This is a genomic window from Pseudomonas sp. GW821-FHT02H09 (genome assembly GCF_059421425.1).
The window spans coordinates 1-25,166 of record NZ_JBWKVA010000007.1; the positions used below are offsets into that span (position 1 = coordinate 1).

Consider the following 25,166-nt stretch of genomic DNA (forward strand, 5'->3'; position numbering starts at 1 on the left):
GACGCTCTGCGTCACCTCTACAGCGGACGCAGAGCGTCCGGGGCGGCATTCCCACGCAGAGCGTGGGAACGATCAATTTCAGGACTAGACATGCCGATTGCTACTTATTAATAGCTGGTTTCCGGCAGGCTGGCGATGATCGAGCGGTAGCTGTTCATTCGCTGTTGTTGCACGCGGCCATCTTCCAGTGCCTTGAGCAGCGCGCAACCAGGCTCGCGGTCATGCTTGCAGTCACGGAAGCGGCAGGTGCCGATCAGATCATTGAACTCGATGAAGCCCGCTTCGACGTCGGCGCGGCTGACATGGCCCAGACCGAATTCACGAATCCCCGGGGAGTCGATCAGTTCGCCGCCGCCCGGGAAGTGGAACAACCGCGCAGTGGTGGTGGTGTGGGTGCCTTGGCCGGAGAGTTCGGACAACGGGCCGACCCGGGCTTCGACTTCCGGTAGCAGGCTGTTCACCAGCGAGGATTTGCCGACGCCGGATTGGCCGACGAACACGCTGATACGGCCGTCCAGTTGAACTTGCAACTGCTCCATGCCGTCGCCGTGGTGGGCAGACACTTCCAGCAGCGGATAACCCAGCTGTCGATAGACCGCCAGCAAGGCATTCAGCGCCGGAGCATTTTGCTCATCGATCAGATCAGCCTTGTTCAGCAGCAACAGCGGGCGAATGCCGGCATGCTCGGCAGCCACCAGATAACGGTCGATCAGGTTGGCGTGGGGTTCGGGCAGCGGGGCGAAGACGATCACGATCATGTCGACGTTGGCAGCGACTGGCTTGAGCTGGCCGCGACTGTCCGGGCGACAGAGTTCGGTGTTGCGCGGCAACTGCGCAACGATCACCCCGATACCCTGGTTGCCGGCACGCCAGACCACCTGATCGCCGGTGACCAGCGCAGGCAGATTGGCGCGCAAGTGGCAGCGGAATACCTGGCCGGCCAGTTCGCCGTCGCGGGCTTCGACCTCGACCTGCACACCGAAGTGCGCGATCACCAGCCCGGTTTGCTCGGGGCCAAGATCGCCGCCCTCGAGTGCTTCCACGGCAGAGGATTCGCGTTTGGCGGCGCGGGCGGCGCGCTCGCCTTGAATCTTTTCGATGCGCCAGTTTTGGCGACGATTGAGCTGGCGTTTGGCCATGGGTGTTCCGTGTCGATAAGGCGTCGGTTAGGTAAAACGGCCGCGAGTTTAGCACGCCCTGCCTACGGGCTAGGCTAAACTGCGCAACTACGCCGAGGAGCCGACATATGCAAAACCCGCAGAATCTGATTTGGATCGATCTGGAAATGACTGGTCTGAACCCTGATACCGACGTCATCATCGAAATGGCAACCATCGTCACTGACAGTAATCTCAATACCTTGGCTGAGGGCCCGGTCATCGCCATCCACCATAGCGACGAAATCCTCGCCGGCATGGATGAGTGGAATACCCGTCAACACGGCGGCTCCGGGCTGACTCAACGGGTTCGCGAAAGCAGCATCAGCATGGCCGAAGCCGAAGCACAGACCATCGCCTTTCTGGAGAAGTGGGTACCCAAGGGCAAGTCGCCGATCTGTGGCAACAGCATCTGTCAGGATCGCCGCTTCCTTTATACCCATATGAAAGCCCTGGAAAGCTACTTCCATTACCGCAATCTTGATGTGTCGACCTTGAAAGAACTGGCCGCACGCTGGGCTCCTGATGTACGCGACAGCTTCAAGAAGGGCAGCACCCACCTTGCGCTGGACGACATCCGCGAGTCGATCGCCGAGTTGCAGCATTACCGCAAGAACTTCATCAAGTTCTGATCGGTTTGGCGGTATCGGGTCTGACCTCTTCGCGGGCAAGCCTCGCTCCTACAAGCCAGGTGTCGGGCACGCCATTGCGGTTCGACGCCAATCTTGTAGGAGCGAGGCTTGCCCGCGATGAAGGCGACGCGGGCTATCCGAATGAATACGCTTACGCCCTCTTTTGGTGCTCACGCCAACTGGTTAGACTGCGCGCCCTCCTGCTCGGATCGCCACCATGTTGCTGATGCTTTACCTGATTGCCATTACCACCGAAGCCATGACGGGAGCCTTGTCTGCCGGTCGTCGCGGCATGGATTGGTTCGGTGTGGTGCTGATCGCATGCGTGACGGCGCTCGGTGGTGGTTCGGTGCGCGACGTACTGCTGGGTCATTACCCTCTGACCTGGGTCAAACACCCTGAATACCTGGTACTGACCTCGATCGCGGCGCTGGTGACGATCTTTATCGCGCAGTGGATGCGCCACCTGCGCTCACTGTTCCTGGTGCTCGACGCCGCAGGTTTGGTGGCTTTCACCCTGATCGGCTGCATGATCGCCCTGGAAATGGGCCACGGTATGCTGGTGGCCTCGGTCAGTGGGGTGATCACCGGGGTGTTCGGCGGCATTTTGCGGGACATCTTCTGCAACGACATTCCATTGATCTTCCGCCGCGAACTCTATGCCAGCGTCTCGTTCGCTGCTGCATGGTGCTATCTGTTCTGCGTCTACCTGCAATTGCCGGCTGAGCAGGCGATTCTGATTACCTTGTTCGGCGGATTCTTGTTGCGCTTGTTGGCGATCCGCTTTCACTGGGAAATGCCGAAGTTCGTCTACAACGACGAGCACTGACGGTTGGCGTGCTGCTTGAGCGCCCACTCCACATGCTCGCGCACCAGTTCTGAGGGGTAATCGCGCCGCGCCTTCAACGCTTCCAGCACCGGAATGCTTGAAGGTGCATTTCCAAGCCCCACTGCCAGATTGCGCAGCCAGCGCTCATAACCGGCTCGCCGCAACGGTGAGCCTTCAGTGCTGCTGAGGAACTTGTCTTCATCCCACATAAACAACTCGGCCAACTGGGCATTGTCCAGATTGTGCCGGGGCTTGAAGTCGCCTTCTCCCGAAGGGCGGGCGAAGCGGTTCCACGGGCAGACGATCTGGCAGTCATCACAGCCAAACACCCGATTGCCGATCAATGGCCGCAAATCCTCGGGGATAGCGGATTTCAGTTCGATGGTCAGGTAGGAGATGCAGCGTCGAGCGTCCAGTACATATGGACCGACGAAGGCATTGGTCGGGCATATGTCCAGGCAAGCAGTGCAGCGACCACAGTGCTCAGTGGCGTGGGGTGGGTCTACCGGTAGCGGCAAGTCGACAAACAGCTCGCTGAGAAAGAAATAGCTGCCGGCCTTGCGGTTGAGCACCAGGGTGTTTTTACCGATCCAGCCGAGCCCCGCCTGTTCGGCGATGGCTTTTTCCAGCACCGGAGCGCTGTCGACGAAGGCGCGATAGCCGAACGGGCCGATGACCTTCTGGATGCGCTCTGCCAACTGCTGCACGCGTTTGCGGATCAGCTTGTGGTAATCGCGACCCAAGGCATACCGCGAGACATAGGCTTTTTCCGGCTGAGCCAGGCGCTGAGCCATATGGGTATCACCCGGCAGGTAGTCCATGCGCAACGAAACCACCCGCAGCGTACCCGGCACCAACTCCTCGGGATGGGAGCGTTTGCTGCCATGGGCGCCCATGTAGTCCATTTCGCCGTGATACCCGGCGTCGAGCCAGCGCTGCAGGTGCTGCTCATGCTCGGCCAGGTCCAGGCCGCTGATGCCAACTTGTTGAAAGCCCAACTCGCGACCCCAATCCTTGATTGATTGGGCGAGGGCGGGAAGGTCGACAGTAATAGCAGGCATGAGACGAGAGAAACCGGGGCTGAGGTGCGTATAATTCTGCCAGACATCGGAGCCCGAAGACGCATGCCGCAGACAAAACACGATTTACCCGACGTTCAGCACCTCGGGCCTGGCAACTTGCCGCAGCTTTCTGCGCGCTCGCCGAGCGCCCATAAAGGTCAGTTCGGCCATGTATTGTTGATCGGCGGCGACCGGGGTCTTGGCGGTGCCATCTTATTAAGTGCTGAAAGTGCCCTGCGCAGTGGCGCGGGCCTGGTTTCAGTGGCGACCCGCAGCGAGCACGTGCCGGCAGCCCTGGCGCGGCTACCGGAAGTCATGACGGTGGGTACACATTCTGCCAACCAACTGATGGGGCTGCTTGAGCGGGCATCGGTATTGGTGGTTGGTCCGGGTTTGGGGCAGGCTGCCTGGGGGCGGAGTCTGTTGTCGGCGGCGGCCAATGCGCCATTGCCGCAAGTCTGGGATGCCGATGCACTGAACCTGCTGGCCAAGGGTGGGCTGGAATTGCCAAGGGGCTGTGTGATAACTCCGCATCCGGGCGAAGCGGCGCGTCTGTTGGGGCTTTCGACAGCGGCCGTTCAGGCAGATCGTCTTACTGTTGCGCGCCAATTGAGCAAGAAATACTCGGTGGTGGTCATTCTCAAAGGTGCCGGCAGTCTTATTGCCAGCCCGGACGGTCGCCTGGCGCTGTGTGATCGTGGTCATCCGGCAATGGCGACGGCGGGTCTGGGGGATGTGCTGGCCGGATTGGTCGGCGCGCTGCTGGCTCAGGGCATGGAGGCTTACGATGCAGCCTGTCTGGCGGTCTGGCTGCACGCCAGCGCTGGCGAGCGTCAAGGCAAATTGGGCCGGGGGCTGGCGGCCAGTGATTTGATTCCAGCCATTCGTCAGTTGCTGGAGGAGCAATCACCGTGTCTGAAGTAACGCTGTATCTGGCCGATGAAGAAGCCATGATCAAGTTGGGGGCGTGTATCGCTCAAGTCACCCAAGGACTTGGGGTGATCTTCCTGGACGGTGATCTGGGGGCGGGGAAAACCACCTTGTCGCGGGGCATCATCCGTGGCCTGGGGCATATGGGGGCGGTCAAGAGTCCGACCTTTACCCTGGTTGAACCTTATGAGATCGGCGAGGTTCGGGCTTTCCATTTCGACCTCTATCGACTGGTCGATCCGGAGGAGCTGGAATTTCTCGGCATCCGTGATTACTTCGAAGGCGATGCACTGTGTCTGATCGAATGGCCCCAGCGTGGTGCAGGCTTTTTGCCAAAGCCCGACCTGACCATTACCATTAGCCCGCATAACAGCGGACGTTCGCTGAGTTTGTTGCCCCAAGGCTCGCGTGGCGAGTTGTGGTGTGCCGCTTTGGCATTGGAATTCAAATAAATGATGGGGTTAGGTATGCGCTTTCGCGCGTTGGTTGCTGTCGTAGGACTATTGCTTACGGCACTGGCCGTCGACGCTGTGGCTGCCACACAGGTCCGTAGCGTACGCCTGTGGCGCGCACCGGATAACACCCGACTGGTGTTTGACCTGTCCGGTCCGGTCCAGCACAGCGTTTTTACCCTGACGGCGCCAGATCGCCTGGTGATCGACATCAATGGCGCGACGCTTGGCGGCCCGCTGAATGTCTCCACCGCCAACACCCCGATAACCTCCATGCGCTCGGCCCAGCGTACGCCGACCGACCTGCGGGTGGTCATCGACCTGAAAAAAGCCGTCACGCCGAAAAGTTTCATCCTGGCGCCCAATGCGCAGTATGGTAACCGGCTGGTGGTCGATCTATTCGACAACGCTGCTGATGCTGCACCGACCCCGCCGCCGACCAATGTTGCCACCGTGCCTGCGGTGCCAGTGACCCCGGTCGAGCCTTCCATCAAGCTTCCACCTGCGCCGGCCGGCAAGCGCGACATCATTGTGGTGATCGATGCCGGTCACGGTGGTGAGGACCCGGGTGCTTCCGGCTCCCGCGGCCAGAAGGAAAAAGACGTGGTGCTGGCGATCGCCAGGGAGTTGCAGCGTCAGGTCAGCGGCATGAAAGGCTTCCGTGCCGAGCTGACCCGTACCGGTGACTATTTCATTCCGTTGCGCGGACGTACCGAGATTGCCCGCAAGAAGGGCGCAGATCTGTTCGTTTCGATCCATGCCGATGCGGCGCCGTCAGCCGCCGCCTTCGGTGCTTCGGTGTTTGCCTTGTCCGAGCGCGGCGCCACCTCCGAGACCGCTCGTTGGCTGGCCGACAGTGAAAACCGCTCCGACCTGATCGGCGGTGCCGGTAATGTCAGTCTCGATGACAAGGACCGGATGTTGGCCGGTGTGTTGCTCGACCTGTCAATGACCGCCTCGCTGACCTCAAGCCTGAACGTCGGCCAGAAGGTCCTGAGCAACATTGGCCGGGTCACGCCGTTGCACAAGCAGCGCGTCGAGCAGGCCGGGTTCATGGTGCTCAAATCTCCGGATATCCCGTCGATCCTGGTAGAAACCGGATTTATTTCCAACGCCAACGAAGCCTCGAAACTGGCAGCGTCCAACCATCAGCAAGCGCTGGCCCGCTCTATCAGCAGCGGTGTTCGCCAGTTCTTCCAGCAGAATCCGCCACCTGGCACTTACATCGCCTGGCTGCGTGATTCTGGAAAAATTGCCCAAGGGCCACGTGATCACCGGGTGAGTCCGGGTGAAACGCTAGCGATGATTGCCGTGCGCTATCAGGTTTCGGCCGCCACCCTGCGCAGCGTCAACAATCTGCAGAGCGATGAACTGAAAGTCGGTCAGACCCTGACCATTCCGGGTACTGAACTGGCGGCCAAGGAATGAGTGAGATGCTGAGCAATCGCGCGCGTATTGAGCTGCTCAGCCCGCGGTTGGCGAACCAGATCGCCGCCGGCGAGGTCGTCGAGCGCCCGGCGTCAGTGATCAAGGAATTGCTGGAAAACAGCCTGGACTCCGGTGCCAAACGTATCGATGTCGACGTCGAGCAAGCCGGGGTCAAACTGTTGCGCGTGCGTGACGATGGCAGTGGTATCTCTTCGGATGACCTGCCATTAGCCCTGGCGCGACATGCCACCAGCAAGATCCGCGACCTGGAGGATCTCGAGCGCGTGATGAGCCTGGGGTTCCGCGGTGAAGCACTGGCGTCCATCAGTTCGGTAGCGCGCCTGACCCTGACCTCCCGTACCCGCGATGCCGACCAGGCCTGGCAAGTCGAGACCGAAGGCCGTGACATGGCGCCCCGCGTCCAGCCGGCGGCCCATCCAGTGGGTACTTCGGTGGAAGTGCGCGATCTGTTTTTCAACACCCCGGCGCGGCGTAAATTCCTCAAGGCCGAAAAAACCGAGTTCGATCACCTGCAAGAAGTGATCAAGCGTCTGGCGCTGGCGCGTTTCGACGTGGCGTTCCATTTGCGCCATAACGGCAAGAGCATCCTCAGTCTGCACGAAGCTCATGACGACGCGGCTCGCGCCCGGCGTGTGGCAGCGGTTTGCGGTGCCGGATTCCTCGAGCAGGCGCTGCCGATCGAGGTTGAACGCAACGGTCTGCGCCTGTGGGGTTGGGTCGGGTTGCCGACGTTCTCCCGAAGCCAGGCGGATTTGCAGTATTTCTACGTCAACGGCCGCGCCGTGCGCGACAAGCTTGTGGCCCATGCGGTGCGTCAGGCTTACCGGGATGTGCTGTTCAACGGTCGGCACCCGACCTTTGTGCTGTTTTTTGAAGTCGACCCGGCGGTAGTGGACGTCAACGTGCACCCGACCAAGCACGAAGTGCGTTTCCGTGACGGGCGCATGGTGCATGACTTCCTGTATGGCACCTTGCACCGCGCCTTGGGCGACGTGCGTCCGGAGGATCATCTGGCCGCCCCAGCCGCTGCCGCCGGCATTGTCCGGCCAAGCGGAATCGAGGCCGGCGAGTTCGGACCGCAGGGCGAAATGAGTCTGGCGGCCAATCTGTTGCTGGAACAACCCCGGCCTCAACCGACATTCAATGCGCCGGGCTCAGGCGCCGGGGCGGGTTATCAATACCAATACACGCCGCGGCCTCAATCGGCGTTGCCGGCCGCCGAAGCCCAGAGCGCTTATCGCGAGTTTTTTGCGCCCTTGCCGGAAAACGCGGCAGTGTCGCTGCCGGACGGCCAGGGTGATATCCCGCCTTTGGGGTATGCGCTGGCGCAGCTTAAAGGCATCTATATTCTCTCGGAAAACGCCCAGGGCCTGGTGCTGGTGGACATGCACGCGGCCCATGAGCGGATCATGTACGAGCGGCTGAAAGTCGCGATGGCCAGCGAAGGCCTGAGCGGCCAGCCATTGCTGGTGCCTGAGTCGATTGCGGTCAGCCAGCGCGAAGCCGATTGCGCTGAGGAACATGGCAACTGGTTCCAGCGTCTGGGCTTCGAATTACAGCGTCTGGGCCCGGAAACCCTGGCAATCCGGCAAATCCCGGCACTGCTCAAGCAGGCCGAAGCCAACCGTCTGGTTCATGACGTCCTGGCAGACCTGATGGAATACGGCACCAGTGACCGGATTCAGGCGCATCTCAATGAATTGCTCGGGACCATGGCCTGCCACGGCGCGATTCGCGCCAATCGACGCCTGGCCTTGCCGGAAATGAACGGTCTGCTGCGCGACATGGAAAACACCGAACGCAGCGGTCAATGTAACCATGGCCGACCGACCTGGACCCAATTGGGCCTGGACGATCTGGACAAACTGTTCTTGCGCGGTCGTTGATGAGCCAGCTCCCTCCAGCCATATTTCTGATGGGCCCGACTGCTGCGGGCAAGACCGATCTGGCCATCGAGTTGAGCAAAGTATTGCCCTGCGAGTTGATCAGCGTCGATTCGGCGCTGGTCTACCGCGGCATGGACATCGGCACCGCCAAGCCTTCGAAAGAACTGTTGGCCGAGTTTCCCCATCGGTTGATCGATATTCTCGACCCGGCGCAGAGCTATTCAGCGGCTGATTTCCGTACCGACGCCCTGGCCGCGATGGCGGACATCACCGCACGCGGCAACATTCCGCTGTTGGTGGGCGGGACAATGCTCTATTACAAGGCTTTGCTCGAAGGTCTGGCGGATATGCCGGCGGCCGATCCGCACGTGCGCGCAGAAATCGAGGAGGAGGCTGCACGCCTTGGCTGGCAAGCCCTGCACGACCAACTGGCGGTGATCGACCCGGAATCTGCGGCGAGAATCCATCCCAATGATCCGCAACGACTGAGTCGGGCGCTGGAGGTTTATCGAGTCAGCGGCCTGAGCATGACGGCCCATCGGCAGCGACAATCTGCGCAAAGTACTGAAGCAGCCGCTTCGGGACGCGGACAATTGCCCTATACTGTCGCAAACTTGGCCATCGCTCCGGCGAACCGTCAGGTACTGCACGAGCGTATTGCACAAAGATTTACACAAATGTTGGAACAGGGATTCATTGACGAGGTCGTAGCTCTGCGTTCAAGAAGTGACCTGCATGCCGGGTTGCCGTCTATACGTGCTGTAGGCTATCGACAAGTCTGGGATCACCTGGATGGCAAGCTGACGTCAGCCGAGATGCAGGAGCGCGGCATCATTGCCACGCGCCAATTGGCGAAGCGCCAGTTCACCTGGCTACGCAGCTGGGCTGACCTGCATTGGCTGGACAGTCTGGATTGCGACAATCTGCCGCGCGCCTTGAAATACTTGGGAACGGTCTCCATATTGAGCTGAGTCCTTGCAATTGCCGTCTATCCTTTGGGGGAGTGGCGGCCAAAAGCCATCTGTTTTCTAATTTTTTTATTATTGATCCTTAAAGGAGTGCGGCACATGTCAAAAGGGCATTCGCTACAAGACCCTTACTTGAATACTTTACGTAAAGAGAAAGTTGGGGTTTCCATTTATCTGGTCAACGGGATCAAACTGCAAGGTCAGATCGAGTCCTTCGACCAGTTCGTGATTTTGCTGAAAAATACCGTCAGCCAGATGGTTTACAAACACGCTATCTCGACAGTGGTTCCGGTTCGTCCAATTCGCTTGCCTAGCGCAACCGAAACCGAACAGGGTGACGCTGAGCCAGGTAACGCCTGATAGGAGTCTCCTTTGTTCTTTGAGCGCCACGGTGGTGGTGAGCGGGCAATTCTCGTTCACTTGGATGGTCAGGACCCTGAGGCGCGCGAAGATCCGCAGGAGTTTCAGGAGTTGGCAATATCGGCCGGCGCCGAGACCGTCGCGTTTTTTAACGTGCCGCGTAATCGGCCAACCGCCAAATACCTGATTGGCAGCGGCAAGGTCGAAGAGTTACGCGACCTGGTCAAAGCCGAACAGGTAGATCTGGTGATTTTCAATCACATCCTCACACCCAGTCAGGAACGTAACCTCGAACGTGTTTTCGAGTGTCGCGTGATTGACCGCACGGGTCTGATTCTCGATATCTTCGCCCAACGCGCACGCACCCATGAAGGCAAGCTCCAGGTAGAGCTGGCCCAGCTTGAGTACATGAGTACGCGGCTGGTTCGTGGCTGGACTCACCTTGAACGGCAGAAAGGCGGTATCGGTCTGCGTGGCCCGGGTGAAACCCAGCTCGAGACAGACCGGCGTCTCCTGCGGATTCGCCTGCGGCAGATCAAGGGGCGTCTGGAAAAGGTCCGCAGCCAGCGTGAGCAATCGCGTCGTGGCCGCAAGCGTGCTGACATTCCGACGGTTTCACTGGTGGGTTATACCAACGCCGGCAAATCGACGCTGTTCAACTCGGTGACGGACTCCGATGTCTTCGCGGCCAACCAGCTATTCGCCACTCTCGACCCGACCCTGCGCCGCCTCGAGCTCGAAGACCTCGGTCCCATCGTGCTGGCCGATACCGTGGGTTTTATCCGCCATTTGCCGCATAAGCTGGTCGAGGCGTTTCGGGCTACGCTGGAGGAGTCGAGCAACTCCGACCTGTTGTTGCACGTGATCGACGCCCATGAGCCCGAGCGTATGGCTCAGATTGAGCAGGTCATGGTGGTGCTCGGCGAGATCGGTGCTCAAGACTTGCCGATCCTGGAGGTCTATAACAAACTCGATTTGCTTGAGGGTGTGGAGCCGCAGATCCAGCGCGATGCCGACGGCAAGCCGCAGCGGGTCTGGTTGTCGGCCCGGGACGGTCAGGGATTGGATCTGCTCAAGCAGGCTGTCGCAGAATTGCTCGGCAACGATTTGTTCGTCGGCACCTTGCGCTTGCCCCAGCGTTTTGCTCGACTGCGTGCTCAGTTCTTCGCTTTAGGCGCAGTACAGAAAGAAGAGCACGATGAAGAAGGCATCAGTTTACTGGCTGTTCGCTTGCCACGGGTCGAGTTGAATCGACTGGTGAGTCGCGAAGGAATGCAACCGCTGGAGTTCATCGAGCAACACACTTTGCAATAAAAGCCTGAAAAAGCGGTTGTGCCGCTGTAGCAGGCATTCTGTAGCATTGGTCGGCGCGCCGCGGGCGCGTCTTTGCTTTATCAGATGGAGAGCGCTATGGCTTGGAATGAGCCGGGTGGCAACTCGAATAATCAGGATCCTTGGGGTGGTAAGCGCCGAAATAATGGCGACCGCAAGGGGCCGCCAGATCTCGACGAGGCCTTCCGTAAGCTACAGGAAAGCCTGAATGGGTTGTTCGGTGGTAGCAAGAAACGTGGTGACGATGGCGGTGGTTCAAGCAAGGGCGGAGGTTACGGCTTGCTTGGTATCGGCCTTGTCGTGCTGGCGGCCATCTGGCTGTACAGCGCGGTTTATGTCGTAGACGAGCAGGAGCAGGCCGTGGTGCTGCGCTTCGGCAAGTACTATGAAACCGTCGGCCCGGGTCTGAACATTTACTTCCCGCCGATCGATCGCAAGTACATGGAAAACGTCACGCGTGAGCGTGCCTATACCAAGCAGGGTCAAATGCTGACTGAAGACGAAAACATCGTCGAAGTGCCGCTGACCGTGCAGTACAAGATCAGCAACCTGCAGGACTTCGTGCTGAACGTCGATCAGCCGGAAATCAGCCTGCAACACGCGACCGAGAGTGCCCTGCGCCATGTGGTGGGTTCCACCGCGATGGACCAGGTGCTGACCGAGGGGCGTGAGTTGATGGCCAGCGAAATCAAGGAGCGTCTGCAACGCTTCCTCGATACCTATCGCACCGGTATCACCGTCACTCAGGTCAACGTTCAGAGCGCTGCCGCTCCCCGTGAAGTCCAGGAAGCCTTCGATGACGTGATCCGCGCTCGTGAAGATGAGCAGCGTTCGCGCAACCAGGCTGAGACCTACGCCAACGGCGTGGTGCCGGAAGCTCGTGGCCAGGCCCAGCGGATCCTCGAGGATGCCAATGGTTACCGCGACGAGACCGTCTCTCGCGCCAAGGGTGAGGCCGATCGCTTCACCAAACTGGTGGCCGAGTACCGCAAGGCCCCTGAGGTCACCCGTCAGCGTCTGTACCTGGACACCATGCAGGAAGTCTTCAGCAACACCAGCAAGGTGCTTGTGACCGGTAACAAGAACGGGCAGAGCAACCTGCTTTATCTGCCGCTGGACAAGATGATCGAAAGCGGTCGTAGCGGCACTGCACCGGCAGTGGGCGCGGCAGCAGCTGGCAACAGCGATGTGAGCCCGCGCAGCGCAGCGGATTCGCAGCAACAGCAAACGCGTACCAGGGAGAGTCGCTGATGAGCAATAAATCGCTGATCGCCCTTATTGTCGGCGTCATCGTGGCTATCGCTGCCTGGAACTGCTTCTACATCGTGGCTCAGACAGAGCGTGCGGTGCTGCTGCAGTTCGGTCGCGTGGTTCAGACTGATGTTCAGCCGGGCCTGCATGTGAAAGTGCCTTACGTCAACCAGGTGCGCAAGTTCGACGCGCGCTTGATGACGCTTGATGCACCGACGCAGCGCTTCCTGACGCTGGAAAAGAAAGCCGTCATGGTCGATGCCTACGCCAAGTGGCGCGTGAAAGATGCCGAGCGCTTCTACACCGCGACATCCGGCCTCAAGCAGATTGCTGATGAGCGACTCTCGCGTCGTCTGGAATCGGGCCTGCGTGACCAGTTCGGTAAACGCACCCTGCATGAAGTGGTTTCCGGTGAGCGCGATGCGCTGATGGCGGACATCACTGCTTCGCTCAATAAAATGGCGGAAAAAGAGCTGGGCATCGAAGTTATCGATGTTCGGGTCAAGGCCATCGATCTGCCGAAGGAAGTGAACCGCAGCGTGTTCGAGCGTATGAGCACCGAGCGTGAGCGTGAAGCTCGCGAGCATCGCGCCAAAGGTAACGAGCTGGCAGAAGGCATTCGTGCCGACGCCGATCGTCAGCGTCGCGTGTTGCTTGCCGAGGCTTATCGTGAGTCGGAAGAGGCTCGCGGTGATGGCGATGCCCAGGCCGCTTCGATTTACGCCAAGGCCTATGGTCAGGATCAGGAGTTCTACGCGTTCTACCGTAGCCTGCGTGCCTACCGTGAAAGCTTCACGAACAAATCCGACGTCATGGTTCTGGACCCAAACAGCGACTTCTTCCGTTTTCTGGAAAAAGCCAAGCCTTGATGGGGCGCCCCGCCGAGCGGCTAATGCGCTTGGCGGGGTGATCCTTTGGGAAAACGAGTGTATGATGCGGCAGCCGGGAAATTCCCGGCTTTTTTGCGTCTGCACGTTTGATTGGCTGAAGTTCGCTTGAGAACTTGGCAAGATTTTTCGAGGAAAGTGCTGTGTAGCCTGGGTTCAGGCTGTTGTCCGACTGGGTTTGCGTCGGATGCAATACTTTCTGCTTTACTCAAGGCTCGCCCAGAAGCGTGCCGCCCGGATCACAGGGGAATGGCGTAATGGCAACGGTAGACCGCTGGCTGCTGCCAGATGGCATCGAAGAAGTACTTCCGCCGGAAGCGGCGCGTATTGAAGTAGCGCGTCGTCAGGTGTTGGATCTGTTCCAGAGCTGGGGCTATGAGTTCGTCGTCACCCCGCACATCGAATATCTGGAATCCCTGCTGACTGGAGCAGGCCAGGATCTCGATCTGCGGACCTTCAAGGTGATCGACCCGCAGTCGGGCCGACAGATGGGCTTTCGCGCCGACATCACCCCGCAAGTGGCGCGTATCGACGCGCATACCTTGCGTCGCGAAGGTCCGAGCCGCCTATGCTATGCCGGTAGTGTTCTGCATGCGCAGCCGCGTGCCTTGTCGTCCTCGCGCAGCCCGATTCAACTGGGCGCCGAGTTGTACGGCGATGCGAGTCCGAGCAGCGACGTTGAAGTCATCAGCTTGATGCTGGCGATGCTGCAACTGGCCGATGTGCCGGATGTGCACATGGATCTTGGCCATGTGGGTATCTATCGTGGTCTGGCCCGTGCCGCCGGTTTGTCCGGTGAAGTGGAGCAACAGTTGTTCGACGCTTTGCAGCGCAAGGCGATCGATGAGGTCATTACCTTGACAGAAGGCCTGCCTGCCGATCTGTCGGGCATGCTGCGGGCGTTGGTCGATTTGTGTGGCGGCCGTGAAGTATTAGCGGCTGCCCGTGAGCGTCTGGCCAATGCGCCGGCTCCTGTTCTGGCTGCGCTGGATGACTTGCTGGCGATTGCCGAGCGTTTGTCCGCGCGTTTCCCGGAGTTGCCGCTTTACTTCGACCTGGGTGAGTTGCGCGGTTATCACTACCACACCGGTGTGGTGTTCGCAGTATTCGTACCGGGTGTTGGCCAGTCCATCGCTCAGGGCGGTCGTTATGACGATATTGGCGCCGACTTCGGTCGTGCCCGTCCGGCGACTGGCTTCTCTACCGATTTGAAAACCCTGGTGACCCTGGGGCGTGCTGAAGTCGAGCTACCGTCTGGCGGTATCTGGATGCCTGACAGTACGGACGCGGCACTCTGGCAGCAGGTTTGCCAGTTGCGCAGTGAGGGTCAGCGTGTTGTTCAGGCGTTGCCTGGGCAACCTTTGGCCGCCGCCCGTGAAGCGGACTGCGACCGGCAATTGATTCTGCAGAACGGGCTTTGGCAAGTATTGCCGCTGGCCTCTTGAGTTTTCCTGCCGGCCGCTGCCGGCACCAAGTTTGCGCGAATGAGGACAAGTGTTATGGGTAAGAATGTCGTAGTCCTGGGCACCCAATGGGGTGATGAGGGCAAAGGCAAGATCGTTGATCTGCTGACCGAACATGCTGCCGCCGTAGTGCGCTATCAGGGTGGCCACAACGCCGGTCACACGCTGGTGATCGACGGCGAGAAAACCGTCTTGCACCTGATCCCCTCGGGCGTACTGCGCGAAGGCGTGCAGTGCCTGATCGGTAACGGCGTGGTGGTTGCACCTGACGCCTTGCTGCGTGAAATCATCAAGCTGGAAGAGAAAGGCGTACCGGTGCGCGAGCGCCTGCGTATCAGCCCGTCCTGCCCGCTGATCCTGTCCTACCACGTGGCGCTGGACCAGGCCCGTGAAAAAGCCCGTGGCGAGCTCAAGATCGGTACTACCGGTCGCGGTATCGGCCCGGCTTATGAAGACAAGGTTGCACGTCGCGGCCTGCGTATCGGTGACCTGTTCCATCGCGAGCGTTTCGCCGCGAAGCTGGGTGAGTTGCTGGATTACCACAACTTCGTGCTGGTCAATTACTACAAAGAGCCGGCGATCGACTTCCAGAAGACACTCGACGAGTGCATGGAATACGCCGAGCTGCTCAAGCCGATGATGCTGGACGTGACTGCCGAGCTGCACGACCTGCGTCGCGCCGGCAAGGACATCATGTTCGAAGGTGCCCAGGGCTCGCTGCTGGACATCGACCATGGTACCTACCCGTACGTCACCAGTTCCAACACCACGGCCGGCGGCATCGCTACCGGTTCGGGTTTTGGTCCGATGTACCTGGATTACATTCTGGGCATCACCAAGGCTTACACCACTCGCGTGGGTTCGGGTCCATTCCCGACCGAGCTGTTCGATGACGTTGGTGCGTTCCTGGCCAAGCGTGGCCACGAGTTCGGCGCTACCACCGGCCGTGCTCGTCGTTGCGGCTGGTTCGATGCCGTGATCCTGCGTCGCGCCATCGACGTAAACAGCATCTCCGGCCTGTGCCTGACCAAGCTCGACGTGCTCGACGGTCTTGAGACCATCAATATCTGCGTGGGCTACAAGAACCAGGATGGTGCAGTCATCGACGCACCGACCGACGCCGACAGCTACATCGGCCTGGAGCCAGTGTACGAACAAATGCCGGGCTGGACCGAGTCGACCCTGGGTGCCAAGACCCTGGAAGAGCTGCCAGCGGCTGCTCGTGCTTACATTAAGCGCGTCGAAGAGTTGGTTGGCGCGCCGATCGACATTATTTCGACGGGGCCGGACCGCAACGAGACCATCGTTCTGCGTCATCCGTTTGCTTAATAAGTCGTTGATGTAAAACGCAAAGGACCCTTTATAGGGTCCTTTGTCGTTTCTGTCTGTTGGACGGCACGACCTTTGCTGTGATTATCCTTTCCAGGGTGCCATCAATTTAATGGCGTCAACGTAGAGGGATTTCCTGTGTCGGCCGTTCTCTCACTGTTACAAAGCCGTTTACTGCGGCCTGTGTTCGTTACCCTTGGTATCGCCCTTTTGGTGCAGGTGCTGGTGGCTGTTGCTCTGACTCGGAGTACGGTGACCGCATTGGAAGCTGATCTCGGTACCCGACTGGGTGTCGATAGCCAGAAACTGTCTGGCGAGCTCGAGCAGGCGGGGCGTGAAGTCACGTCGAGCCTCGACAGTCTCTCCACCAGTACCCGTCAGCGCCTGACCGCGGGTCTGTCCTCGCGACTGAAGGATGAGCAGTCGCAACTGCGTGCTGCACTGGAAAAGGATCTGAAGGACTCGGCCAATGATATGGCCCAGCTTCTTGCTTCTGTGGCTCCGCGCGCGATGTGGGACAACGATGTCCCGACCCTTTCCGAATTCGCTCGACGTGCCCAGCGCAATCCCAACGTGCTGTTCGTGGTGTATGACGACGCCACCGGCCAGCACCTGACTCGCTATATGAATCGGGAAAACCCGATCAACAAGGCCCTTCTGGAGAAAGGCCAGGGCGAGCGCGCGATGGATAAAGTGCTGGATGCGGCGAAGCACGATTCTTCGGTCTACTACCTCGAAGCCTCGATCAGTCCCAATGGCGTGGAAATCGGCAAGGTATTGATGGGGGTCTCCACGGCTTCGGTAGAGACTGATCTGGCGGCTTTGGATAAACGCTTCTCGACCTTGATTGCCAGCAGTGATCAATTGGTTGGCGATAGTCTCAAGGGCGCAGCGGCTGATAGCGCAACCGCTATGCGTGGGCGCTTGCAGTCGGCGCAAACCACCGCCTCGCAGATGAAGGACAACACCACCAGCACCGTGCAGGAGGCTGCAGCAACGTTGCGCTGGCGGATCGGCATGGGCCTGGCATTGGTCGGGTTTGGTGTCTTGCTGTTGCTGGCGGTGGTGCTGGGACGTCGGGTGGTCAACCGGTTGCATCTATTGATCGCGGCGCTGAATGATTTGGCAGCCGGTGAGGGTGATTTGACCAAGCGCGTCCAGCTCAACAGCAAGGACGAGATCGGCGACATGGCTGCGGCGGTCAACCGCTTTGTGGATAAGTTGCAGCCAATTGTCCGCGAGGCAGGCGATGTAGCGCAGCGCACGGGTGTCGAGATTGGCGCCATGACCCTGCGCAATGCCGGTGCCGATGCGGCAGCAACGGCGCAGCGGGACGAAGTCGCGGAGAGCCTGCGTGCGTTGTCGCAAATGGCCGATGAGGCCCAGGCCGAGAGTCATGCCATGCAGGCGGCTTTGAAGCAGGTGGTGGATATCCGTCAGGCGACCGACGAGAACACCCGTACATCGGCGCAGGTCGGAAGCTTGATCGAGGCATTGGCCGGGCAGGTGGATACCGGCGCCAAAGTGATCGAGCGACTGGCGCAACAAAGCGAGCAGATTGAAGTGGTGCTGACGGTGATTCACGGAATTGCCGAACAGACCAACCTGCTGGCGCTGAACGCGGCCATTGAAGCGGCGCGCGCCGGCGAAACCGGGCGCGGTTTTGCGGTGGTGGCCGATGAGGTGCGGGCGCTGGCGAGTAAGACTCAAAGCTCAACCGGCGACATCCAGGCGCATATTGGGGCCTTGCAGCAGGGGGCGCGCGAAGCGGTAGCGGCGATTGGTCAGGCGGGTCGTCAGGCCAGCGAAGGCTTGCTGGTGTTGCGTGACAGTGCGCGCTTGCAGCAGTCGGTGCAGTCCTCGGTTGAGCAGGTCCATGCGGCGATTGGTTTGGCTACCCAGGCGGCGGCTCATCAGGCGAAAGGTGCGCACGCGGTACGTGGGCGGGTCGAAACCATCCATGCCCAGGCAGAGCGCGCGGCTCAGGCGGTGGTGGAGACAACCGCCAGCGGCAAGGTGCTGGACGGTCTGGCGGCGCAACTGAAGGCGAGTCTGGGGCAGTTCAGGGCATAGATGTTGCCTGTTCCATCGCCATCACGCCCTGAGCCTTTCCGTCAGCACGGCTTTGCTGTGTCCGGCTCGCTGATCAAAGGCGAGCCGTGCCGAGGCAAGGCCTGTAGATAAACGTTTTCGTCGTACACGGTGCTGGTTTTCCAGCACCGATAAACGATCCGGATCCACTTGAACGCCAGTGCCCTGAGGGCCGCTTGGTAAGAGCTGCCTTTGGCCCTTTGCTGGCGATAATACGCCTCTGCCCACACCGATTGATTGATGCTGTGGGCAGCCCATTCAACAAAGGTCTGGCGCAAAAAAGTTGCGCATTGATAGCGCCAGTGGACGATTTTTTTCTTGCCACTGCGTTCGGTGACCGGGGCGATCCCGGCATATCGCTGCACCGCACTGGCATCCTTGCCGCGAACCCGCAATTCCAGCCACAACAGCACAAGACAAAGCGCGAGCAATACCGCAGACAGCATCGCTGCATTGGCGTTGCTGAATTCCAGCTCGAACTGCTGGTAAATCGCTGTGGTAAAGGTTTGCAGGCCGATGATCGACAGGGCGCCGAACTCCACCAGCATGTGCAGGGCGATCAGCAGTGATCCGGCCAGTAAAGAAGGCCAAAGCAAGGGTAGGGTGATCCTGAAGAGCACCCCCCCACAAGCGGCGCCCAGGCAAGTTGCTGCGCTCCAGCAACCAGGCCAGAGACAAGCCGATCACGCCGATCATCAGCCACAGCGTATTGCGCAGTAAGCCAAAGACATAGGGGCGCCACAGTAAATGCAGTGCCTGGGCCCAACCGGCTTGCCAGGCTTTGAGTCCGACATACAGCAACGGCAGCAGGCTCAGCACCACTAACAGCAGCACTGGTAACAGCAGCCAGATTGATGGTCGTTTGCGCCGTGGCATAGAACCCCTGTGGTTTGCGGAGGCGGCTAGCGATGCGCTCATCAGTTCAGGCCAGCGTCACGTTCCAGATCCAGCGCTTGTTCGGCGTTGCCGAGGTCGGCCGGGGTGACGTTTGGTGGTTGCAGCTGGTTGAAGGGTTTCAGGCCGCGGTCCGACATGTTGTTGCCGTAGACCTTACCGAAGGCGCGCAGGCTGCGCAGATTCGAAAACCAGAAACGCAAAAACCCGCTTTCGCGGGTTTTTGTGAAGCTTCAAAGCAATGCTCTGAAGTTTGAATTGGTGCCCAGAAGAAGAACTCGAACTTCCACGACCTTGCGGTCACCAGCACCTGAAGCTGGCGTGTCTACCAATTTCACCATCTGGGCAGTATCAGCAGCGTTGTACGCCGTTGATGGAGCGCACTATACGTAGAGCGTTTTGATCTGTAAACCCCTGTTTTGGTTTTAATAAATCAAACGCCTGAAATGCAAAAACCCGCTTTCGCGGGTTTTTGTGGGAGCCTGAAGATTGATGTAATCTCCAGCTCTAAATTGGTGCCCAGAAGAAGACTCGAACTTCCACGACCTTGCGGTCACCAGCACCTGAAGCTGGCGTGTCTACCAATTTCACCATCTGGGCAGTATCGACAACGTCTGCGTCGTCGATGGCGCGCACTATACGGACCACGTTTTTAACTGTAAACCCCTGTTATTAAAAATACTTGGAAAATTTCGCGAGCGGCACTCAGGTGAGCTTTCTATGCTTGGCAAAGAGCTTTTCAAGTGCTGTCGGAGCCTGAAATTTCCCGTTTCAATACGTGTATGCCAAACTAACCCGCATATAGACAAGGTGAAAACTCTCTAATGGCCGATTGGCAGTCCCTCGATCCCGAGGCCGCTCGTGAAGCGGAAAAATATGAAAACCCTATTCCTAGCCGCGAATTGATCCTTCAGCACCTTGCTGATCGAGGTTCGCCGGCTAACCGCGAGCAGTTGGTCGAAGAGTTTGGTCTGACCACAGAAGACCAGCTCGAAGCCCTGCGTCGCCGCCTGCGCGCCATGGAGCGCGATGCTCAGCTGATTTATACCCGCCGCGGCACTTACGCACCGGTGGACAAGCTCGACCTGATCCTCGGTCGCATCAGCGGTCACCGAGACGGTTTTGGCTTCCTGGTCCCGGACGACGGCAGTGACGATCTGTTCATGAGCCCGGCACAAATGCGTCTGGTGTTCGACGGTGACCGTGCGCTGGCCCGGGTTTCCGGTCTGGACCGTCGTGGTCGCCGTGAAGGCATGATCGTCGAAGTGGTTTCCCGTGCCCACGAAAGCATCGTTGGCCGGTACTTCGAAGAAGGCGGCATCGGCTTCGTCGTTGCCGACAACCCGAAGATTCAGCAAGAAGTGCTGGTCACGCCGGGTCGCAATGCCGGCGCCAAAGTCGGTCAGTTCGTCGAAGTGAAGGTCACTCACTGGCCAACGCCACGCTTCCAGCCGCAAGGCGACGTGATCGAGGTAGTGGGCAACTACATGGCGCCGGGCATGGAAATCGACGTCGCGCTGCGTACTTATGACATTCCTCACGTCTGGCCTGAAGCGGTGCTCAAAGAAGCCGCCAAGCTCAAGCCGCAAGTCGAAGAGAAAGACAAAGAGAAGCGCATCGATCTGCGCCATCTGCCGTTCGTCACCATCGACGGCGAAGATGCGCGCGACTTCGATGACGCGGTCTATTGCGAAACCAAGCCTGGCAAGCTGCGCCTGTTCTCCGGTGGCTGGAAGTTGTACGTGGCCATCGCCGACGTTTCCAGCTATGTGAAGATCGGTTCGGCGCTGGATGCCGAGTCGCAGGTACGCGGCAACTCGGTGTACTTCCCCGAGCGCGTTGTACCGATGCTGCCGGAGCAGTTGTCCAACGGCCTGTGCTCGCTGAACCCGAAAGTCGACCGTCTGGCCATGGTGTGCGAGATGACCATCTCGAAAACCGGCGAAATGACCGATTACCAGTTCTACGAAGCGGTGATCCACTCCCAGGCTCGTCTGACCTACAACAAGGTCAGCACGATCCTCGAGCAGCCGAAAACCAGCGAAGCCAAACAGCTGCGTAGCGAATACGCGGATGTCGTGCCGCACCTCAAGCAGTTGTATGCACTGTACAAAGTGTTGCTCGGCGCACGGCATGTCCGTGGAGCGATCGACTTTGAAACCCAGGAGACCCGAATCATCTTCGGCTCCGGGCGTAAAATCGCTGAAATCACTCCGACCACTCGTAACGATGCGCACAAGCTGATCGAGGAGTGCATGCTGGCGGCCAACGTGGCCACCGCTGAGTTCCTGAAAAAGCACGAAATTCCTGCACTGTACCGGGTCCACGATGGTCCGCCGCCGGAGCGTCTGGAAAAGCTTCGCGCGTTTCTGGGTGAGCTTGGCCTGTCGCTGCATAAAGGCAAAGACGGTCCGTCGCCGAAGGATTACCAGGCGCTGCTCGCCGGTATCAAGGATCGTCCGGATTTCCATCTGATCCAGACCGTCATGCTGCGTTCGTTGAGTCAGGCGGTTTATAGCGCCGATAACCAGGGCCACTTCGGTCTGAATTACGAAGCCTATACCCACTTCACTTCGCCAATTCGCCGTTACCCGGACTTGCTCACGCACCGGGCGATTCGCAGTGTCATCCATTCCAAGCAGAACACCCCGCACGTCAAGCGTGCCGGGGCGATGACCATTCCGAAAGCGCGCATCTATCCGTACGACGAAGCGGCGCTGGAGCAGCTCGGTGAGCAATGCTCCATGAGCGAGCGCCGTGCCGACGAAGCGACTCGTGACGTTGTGAACTGGCTCAAGTGCGAGTTCATGAAGGATCGCGTTGGTGAGTCTTTCCCGGGTGTGATTACTGCCGTGACAGGTTTTGGTCTGTTCGTTGAGCTGACCGATATTTATGTCGAGGGTCTGGTTCACGTCACCGCCTTGCCGGGCGATTACTACCACTTCGATCCTGTGCACCATCGCCTGGCCGGTGAGCGTACCGGTCGCAGCTTCCGCTTGGGCGATACCGTCGAAGTGCGGGTCATGCGGGTTGATCTGGACGAGCGCAAAATCGACTTCGAGATGGCCGAAAAAACCATCAGCGCGCCGATCGGTCGCAAGAAACGTACGGCGGGTGTTGATGTGCCTGCGGCGAAACCTGTTCCTGAGCCGGCAGCGGCCAAGACCGGGCGGCGTACCGCGGCGGACAAGAAATCCAGCGAAGCTTACCGTCCAAGCGATGCTGCGGCGAAAAACGCTGAGTTGCGCAAAAGTCGTGAAATGAAGCAGGCGTTGCTGAACGAAGCGAAAAGCGGCGGTAAAGCGGCGTCTGAGGGAAAGTCCGGAAGGTCGGGATCAACCAGCTCGACGGGCAAGCCAGCCAAACCGAGTAAACACCGTAAAGGCCCGCCGAAAGCGGGCTCGGCTCCAGCCAAAAGCGGCGGGGCGCGTAAACCTAAGGCCAAGTCATGAGTCAGTTGGAAAAAATCTACGGCGTGCATGCCGTAGAAGCGTTGCTGCGTCATCACCCTAAACGCGTCAAGCAGATCTGGTTGGCCGAAGGCCGCAGCGATCCGCGCGTTCAGACGCTGATCGAGCTGGCCAATGAAAACCGCGTTGCGGTCGGTCAGGCCGAGCGTCGTGAGCTGGACGCCTGGGTTGAAGGCGTGCACCAGGGCGTGGTGGCGGACGTCAGTCCAAGCCAGGTCTGGGGCGAGGCAATGCTCGACGAGCTGCTCGACCGTACCGAAGGTGCGCCGCTGCTGCTGGTGCTCGATGGCGTGACCGATCCGCACAACCTCGGTGCTTGCCTGCGTTCTGCTGATGCGGCCGGTGCGTTGGCAGTGATCGTTCCGAAGGACAAGTCAGCCACCCTGACCCCGACTGTACGAAAAGTCGCCTGTGGCGCCGCGGAAGTGATTCCGTTGGTGGCGGTGACCAACCTGGCGCGTACTCTGGAGAAACTCCAGCAGCGCGGCCTGTGGGTCGTCGGTACCGCGGGTGAGGCCGAGCAGGACCTGTATCAGCAAGACCTGACGGGGCCGACCATCCTCATCATGGGGGCGGAAGGCAAGGGCATGCGGCGCCTGACCCGTGAACATTGCGACTACCTGGTGCGCCTGCCAATGGCCGGCAGCGTCAGCAGTCTCAACGTTTCCGTGGCCACCGGCGTTTGCCTGTTCGAGGCTCAGCGCCAGCGCAGCGTTAAAGCCGCAGCGGCCGCCAAAAAGTCCTGATCCTGCTGTAGTTTCATTGTGGTTGGCCTGATTTCTATGCCCCACACCACACCCTGTGGGAGCGAGCTTGCTCGCGATAGCGGAGCGTCATTCAACATATTCATTGAATGTCGAGCCGTATTCGCGAGCAAGTTCGCTCCCACAATGGTTTGTGTCAGGGCAAAAATTGATGGTGTGAACGAACTGTTCAAATAATCACCAATTGCCTTGCGCCTCTTACGCCCCTTCTCTACAATTGCGCCCCTTGCTGTGACGGCAGGCACACATGTGTCGACCTCTGGCAAGACACACAAGTGTCATTCACTCCTTGTCTGACCGCTTTTGAGCGGCAGGCTACAACCCGTAAGGAGCATTCATGCGTCATTACGAAATCATCTTTTTGGTCCACCCGGATCAAAGCGAGCAAGTCGGCGGCATGGTTGAGCGTTACACCAAGCTGATCGAAGAAGACGGCGGCAAAATCCACCGTCTGGAAGATTGGGGCCGTCGTCAACTGGCCTACGCAATCAACAATGTTCACAAGGCTCACTACGTGATGCTGAACGTTGAGTGCACTGGCAAGGCCCTGGCCGAGCTGGAAGACAACTTCCGCTACAACGATGCAGTGATCCGTAACCTGGTCATCCGTCGCGAAGAAGCCGTTACCGGCCAATCCGAGATGCTCAAGGCTGAAGAAAACCGCAGTGAGCGCCGTGAGCGTCGCGACCGTCCTGAGCACTCCGACAGCGCCGATGGCGTTGATGGTGATGACAGCGACAACAGCGATAACGCTGACGAGTAATCCACGGACCTTTTGAGGAGCCAATTACATGGCACGTTTCTTCCGTCGTCGTAAATTCTGCCGCTTCACCGCTGAAGACGTGAAAGAGATCGATTACAAAGATCTCAACACTCTGAAAGCTTATGTATCCGAGACCGGCAAAATCGTTCCAAGCCGCATCACCGGTACCAAAGCTCGTTATCAGCGTCAGCTGGCCACCGCTATCAAGCGCGCCCGCTTCCTGGCCCTGCTGGCCTACACCGACAGCCACGGCCGCTGAGACCGGGCAGTCGACACGTAGTAAGGGATTGAATGCATGCGCGCCTTAGCTGAGTTCATCATGCGCGGTCGCATGCAGGCCACTCTGGTAGTGGCTGGATGTGCAGCATTGCCGTTGTTGTATTGGTTGGGTGCTGCCGCGGGAAGTCTTGTGCTCCTGCGGCGCGGAGTCAGGGATGCCGTTGGCGTCCTTGCTCTTGGACTGCTGCCAGCGTTGATCTGGTGGCTTTATTCTGATGATCCACGCGCACTTATGGTGTTGCTCGGGTCGTCGGGCCTTGCGTTGGTTTTGCGCGCAAGTGAGTCCTGGAACCGTGTGCTGCTGGTCAGCATAGCGATGGGACTGGTGTTTTCAGTGGTGTTGGGTGCGGCATTCCGCCCTCAGATCGAAAGCCTGGCGCAGGAGTTGGTAAAAATCCTGCCGCTGGCGCTTGGAGATCTCTACCAGAAGTTTTCGGTAGAAGAGCGAGCGCGTCTGGCATCACTGATTGCACCGGTCCTGACCGGCCTGATAGCAGCCTTGTTGCAAATCGTCAGTGTGCTGAGCCTGATTGTCGGGCGCTACTGGCAGGCGTTGTTGTACAACCCTGGTGGTTTTGGTCGCGAATTTCGCGCCATCCGAATCCCGCTGGGGCCGGCGATGTTGCTGCTGGCGTGCATGCTTCTGGGGCCGAACTTCGGTAACCAGATGGCCATGTTGACGCCGTTGTGCAGCGTACCGCTGGTGTTCGCCGGGCTGGCCCTGATTCATGGGCTGGTGACTAAAAAGCGACTGGCCAGGTTTTGGCTGGTGGGGTTGTACGTAACGCTGTTGCTGTTTATGCAGCTGATCTATCCGTTGCTCGTGGTGTTGGCCATTGTCGACAGCCTGATTGATTTTCGCGGTCGTTTGGCGCCGAAAGACGCCGATAGCGCGAACGGTGAAGGTTAAAAGTTAAGA

General features: G+C 59.3%; 21 protein-coding genes, 2 tRNA genes and 2 pseudogenes. 19 read left to right on the plus strand and 6 right to left on the minus strand.

The genetic code is table 11. The annotated features are described in order from the left end of the window. Positions 1-107: 107 nt before the first annotated feature. Positions 108-1,139, minus strand: coding sequence for a small ribosomal subunit biogenesis GTPase RsgA (rsgA, locus tag AC07VR_RS10845; protein ID WP_494993428.1), 1,032 nt, complete (start codon positions 1,137-1,139; stop codon positions 108-110). A 107-nt stretch (positions 1,140-1,246) separates the two neighbouring features. Between rsgA and orn the strand changes: the two genes are divergently transcribed. Then, complete coding sequence (gene orn, locus AC07VR_RS10850) at positions 1,247-1,789, plus strand: oligoribonuclease (protein WP_495011232.1); 543 nt, start codon at positions 1,247-1,249, stop codon at positions 1,787-1,789. 217 nt (positions 1,790-2,006) lie between these two features. Then, entirely contained in the window at positions 2,007-2,618 is a 612-nt protein-coding gene (locus AC07VR_RS10855) for a trimeric intracellular cation channel family protein (RefSeq protein WP_494993430.1), read from the plus strand. On the opposite strand, the gene queG is transcribed toward AC07VR_RS10855, so the two are convergent. Further along, a complete protein-coding gene (queG, locus tag AC07VR_RS10860) occupies positions 2,600-3,679 on the minus strand; it encodes a tRNA epoxyqueuosine(34) reductase QueG (RefSeq protein ID WP_494993431.1) in 1,080 nt (359 codons plus the stop codon). The genes AC07VR_RS10855 and queG overlap by 19 nt on opposite strands. Before the next feature lie 63 nt (positions 3,680-3,742). On the opposite strand from queG, the gene AC07VR_RS10865 reads away from it, so the two are divergent. The 12 genes from AC07VR_RS10865 (at position 3,743) to AC07VR_RS10920 (ending at position 18,059) form a co-directional block, all read left to right on the plus strand. Continuing rightward, positions 3,743-4,603: an NAD(P)H-hydrate dehydratase gene (locus AC07VR_RS10865; protein ID WP_495011233.1), complete on the plus strand. Its 861-nt coding sequence runs from the start codon at positions 3,743-3,745 to the stop codon at positions 4,601-4,603. Then, positions 4,591-5,061 (plus strand): tRNA (adenosine(37)-N6)-threonylcarbamoyltransferase complex ATPase subunit type 1 TsaE, encoded by a 471-nt coding sequence (gene tsaE / locus AC07VR_RS10870; protein ID WP_494993433.1) that lies wholly within the window; start codon positions 4,591-4,593, stop codon positions 5,059-5,061. The genes AC07VR_RS10865 and tsaE overlap by 13 nt, the downstream gene beginning before the upstream one ends. Then, complete coding sequence (locus AC07VR_RS10875; RefSeq protein WP_494993434.1) at positions 5,062-6,489, plus strand: N-acetylmuramoyl-L-alanine amidase; 1,428 nt, start codon at positions 5,062-5,064, stop codon at positions 6,487-6,489. It abuts the gene before it with no gap. Positions 6,490-6,497: 8 nt separating this feature from the next. Then, on the plus strand, positions 6,498-8,396 hold the full coding sequence (mutL, locus tag AC07VR_RS10880) for a DNA mismatch repair endonuclease MutL (RefSeq protein ID WP_495011341.1): 1,899 nt from the start codon (positions 6,498-6,500) through the stop codon (positions 8,394-8,396). Continuing rightward, positions 8,396-9,367 (plus strand): tRNA (adenosine(37)-N6)-dimethylallyltransferase MiaA, encoded by a 972-nt coding sequence (miaA, locus tag AC07VR_RS10885; RefSeq protein ID WP_495011234.1) that lies wholly within the window; start codon positions 8,396-8,398, stop codon positions 9,365-9,367. The genes mutL and miaA overlap by 1 nt, the downstream gene beginning before the upstream one ends. A gap of 96 nt (positions 9,368-9,463) precedes the next feature. Continuing rightward, entirely contained in the window at positions 9,464-9,724 is a 261-nt protein-coding gene (gene hfq / locus AC07VR_RS10890) for an RNA chaperone Hfq (RefSeq protein ID WP_419117040.1), read from the plus strand. Positions 9,725-9,736: 12 nt separating this feature from the next. Continuing rightward, positions 9,737-11,038 (plus strand): ribosome rescue GTPase HflX, encoded by a 1,302-nt coding sequence (hflX, locus tag AC07VR_RS10895; protein WP_494993436.1) that lies wholly within the window; start codon positions 9,737-9,739, stop codon positions 11,036-11,038. A gap of 96 nt (positions 11,039-11,134) precedes the next feature. Continuing rightward, complete coding sequence (gene hflK / locus AC07VR_RS10900) at positions 11,135-12,307, plus strand: FtsH protease activity modulator HflK (protein ID WP_494993437.1); 1,173 nt, start codon at positions 11,135-11,137, stop codon at positions 12,305-12,307. After that, positions 12,307-13,176 (plus strand): protease modulator HflC, encoded by an 870-nt coding sequence (hflC, locus tag AC07VR_RS10905; RefSeq protein ID WP_494993438.1) that lies wholly within the window; start codon positions 12,307-12,309, stop codon positions 13,174-13,176. The genes hflK and hflC overlap by 1 nt, the downstream gene beginning before the upstream one ends. A 275-nt stretch (positions 13,177-13,451) precedes the next feature. Continuing rightward, positions 13,452-14,639 carry an ATP phosphoribosyltransferase regulatory subunit gene (locus tag AC07VR_RS10910; protein WP_494993439.1) on the plus strand — a complete coding sequence of 396 codons (1,188 nt, stop codon included), beginning with the start codon at positions 13,452-13,454 and terminating at the stop codon, positions 14,637-14,639. 54 nt (positions 14,640-14,693) lie between these two features. Then, positions 14,694-15,986, plus strand: coding sequence for an adenylosuccinate synthase (locus AC07VR_RS10915; protein WP_494993440.1), 1,293 nt, complete (start codon positions 14,694-14,696; stop codon positions 15,984-15,986). Positions 15,987-16,124: 138 nt separating this feature from the next. Next, positions 16,125-18,059 (plus strand): methyl-accepting chemotaxis protein, encoded by a 1,935-nt coding sequence (locus AC07VR_RS10920; RefSeq protein ID WP_495011235.1) that lies wholly within the window; start codon positions 16,125-16,127, stop codon positions 18,057-18,059. Positions 18,060-18,100: 41 nt separating this feature from the next. Here AC07VR_RS10920 and AC07VR_RS10925 read toward each other — a convergent pair. From AC07VR_RS10925 to AC07VR_RS10940, 4 genes and pseudogenes are all read right to left on the minus strand, one after another. Beyond that, positions 18,101-18,995: pseudogene (locus AC07VR_RS10925) on the minus strand (transposase). Further along, positions 18,995-19,108 (minus strand): annotated as a pseudogene (locus AC07VR_RS10930) (iron ABC transporter substrate-binding protein); the annotation flags it as partial. The pseudogenes AC07VR_RS10925 and AC07VR_RS10930, both read right to left, overlap by 1 nt. Positions 19,109-19,230: 122 nt before the next feature. Beyond that, positions 19,231-19,318: transfer RNA gene (locus tag AC07VR_RS10935), tRNA-Leu, on the minus strand. Between the two features lie 166 nt (positions 19,319-19,484). Beyond that, positions 19,485-19,571: transfer RNA gene (locus AC07VR_RS10940), tRNA-Leu, on the minus strand. 224 nt (positions 19,572-19,795) lie between these two features. On the opposite strand from AC07VR_RS10940, the gene rnr reads away from it, so the two are divergent. The 5 genes from rnr to AC07VR_RS10965 all read left to right on the plus strand — a co-directional run bounded on the left by rnr (position 19,796) and on the right by AC07VR_RS10965 (position 25,157). Continuing rightward, the gene (rnr, locus tag AC07VR_RS10945) at positions 19,796-22,423 is read left to right on the plus strand and encodes a ribonuclease R (protein ID WP_495011236.1); all 2,628 of its coding nucleotides are present in this window, start codon (positions 19,796-19,798) and stop codon (positions 22,421-22,423) included. Next, positions 22,420-23,187, plus strand: a complete 768-nt coding sequence (rlmB, locus tag AC07VR_RS10950) for a 23S rRNA (guanosine(2251)-2'-O)-methyltransferase RlmB (RefSeq protein ID WP_494993444.1) — start codon at positions 22,420-22,422, stop codon at positions 23,185-23,187. The genes rnr and rlmB overlap by 4 nt, the downstream gene beginning before the upstream one ends. Before the next feature lie 355 nt (positions 23,188-23,542). Beyond that, on the plus strand, positions 23,543-23,968 hold the full coding sequence (rpsF, locus tag AC07VR_RS10955; protein ID WP_150743927.1) for a 30S ribosomal protein S6: 426 nt from the start codon (positions 23,543-23,545) through the stop codon (positions 23,966-23,968). Between the two features lie 28 nt (positions 23,969-23,996). Further along, positions 23,997-24,227 (plus strand): 30S ribosomal protein S18, encoded by a 231-nt coding sequence (gene rpsR, locus AC07VR_RS10960; RefSeq protein ID WP_002551829.1) that lies wholly within the window; start codon positions 23,997-23,999, stop codon positions 24,225-24,227. A gap of 36 nt (positions 24,228-24,263) precedes the next feature. Next, entirely contained in the window at positions 24,264-25,157 is an 894-nt protein-coding gene (locus AC07VR_RS10965) for a hypothetical protein (protein WP_494993445.1), read from the plus strand. The last annotated feature ends 9 nt before the right edge of the window (positions 25,158-25,166 follow it).

Bases quoted from the DNA above. Each gene is read 5' to 3' on its own strand.
- AC07VR_RS10865 (WP_495011233.1), top strand. From the start codon at position 3,743: ATGCCGCAGACAAAACACGATTTACCCGACGTTCAGCACCTCGGGCCT.
- AC07VR_RS10910 (WP_494993439.1), top strand. From the start codon at position 13,452: ATGGCAACGGTAGACCGCTGGCTGCTGCCAGATGGCATCGAAGAAGTA.
- orn (WP_495011232.1), top strand. From the start codon at position 1,247: ATGCAAAACCCGCAGAATCTGATTTGGATCGATCTGGAAATGACTGGT.
- AC07VR_RS10915 (WP_494993440.1), top strand. From the start codon at position 14,694: ATGGGTAAGAATGTCGTAGTCCTGGGCACCCAATGGGGTGATGAGGGC.
- AC07VR_RS10875 (WP_494993434.1), top strand. From the start codon at position 5,062: ATGATGGGGTTAGGTATGCGCTTTCGCGCGTTGGTTGCTGTCGTAGGA.
- queG (WP_494993431.1), bottom strand. From the start codon at position 3,679: ATGCCTGCTATTACTGTCGACCTTCCCGCCCTCGCCCAATCAATCAAG.
- rpsR (WP_002551829.1), top strand. From the start codon at position 23,997: ATGGCACGTTTCTTCCGTCGTCGTAAATTCTGCCGCTTCACCGCTGAA.
- hfq (WP_419117040.1), top strand. From the start codon at position 9,464: ATGTCAAAAGGGCATTCGCTACAAGACCCTTACTTGAATACTTTACGT.
- hflC (WP_494993438.1), top strand. From the start codon at position 12,307: ATGAGCAATAAATCGCTGATCGCCCTTATTGTCGGCGTCATCGTGGCT.
- hflK (WP_494993437.1), top strand. From the start codon at position 11,135: ATGGCTTGGAATGAGCCGGGTGGCAACTCGAATAATCAGGATCCTTGG.
- rlmB (WP_494993444.1), top strand. From the start codon at position 22,420: ATGAGTCAGTTGGAAAAAATCTACGGCGTGCATGCCGTAGAAGCGTTG.
- AC07VR_RS10965 (WP_494993445.1), top strand. From the start codon at position 24,264: ATGCGCGCCTTAGCTGAGTTCATCATGCGCGGTCGCATGCAGGCCACT.
- miaA (WP_495011234.1), top strand. From the start codon at position 8,396: ATGAGCCAGCTCCCTCCAGCCATATTTCTGATGGGCCCGACTGCTGCG.
- rnr (WP_495011236.1), top strand. From the start codon at position 19,796: ATGGCCGATTGGCAGTCCCTCGATCCCGAGGCCGCTCGTGAAGCGGAA.
- rpsF (WP_150743927.1), top strand. From the start codon at position 23,543: ATGCGTCATTACGAAATCATCTTTTTGGTCCACCCGGATCAAAGCGAG.
- rsgA (WP_494993428.1), bottom strand. From the start codon at position 1,139: ATGGCCAAACGCCAGCTCAATCGTCGCCAAAACTGGCGCATCGAAAAG.
- AC07VR_RS10855 (WP_494993430.1), top strand. From the start codon at position 2,007: ATGTTGCTGATGCTTTACCTGATTGCCATTACCACCGAAGCCATGACG.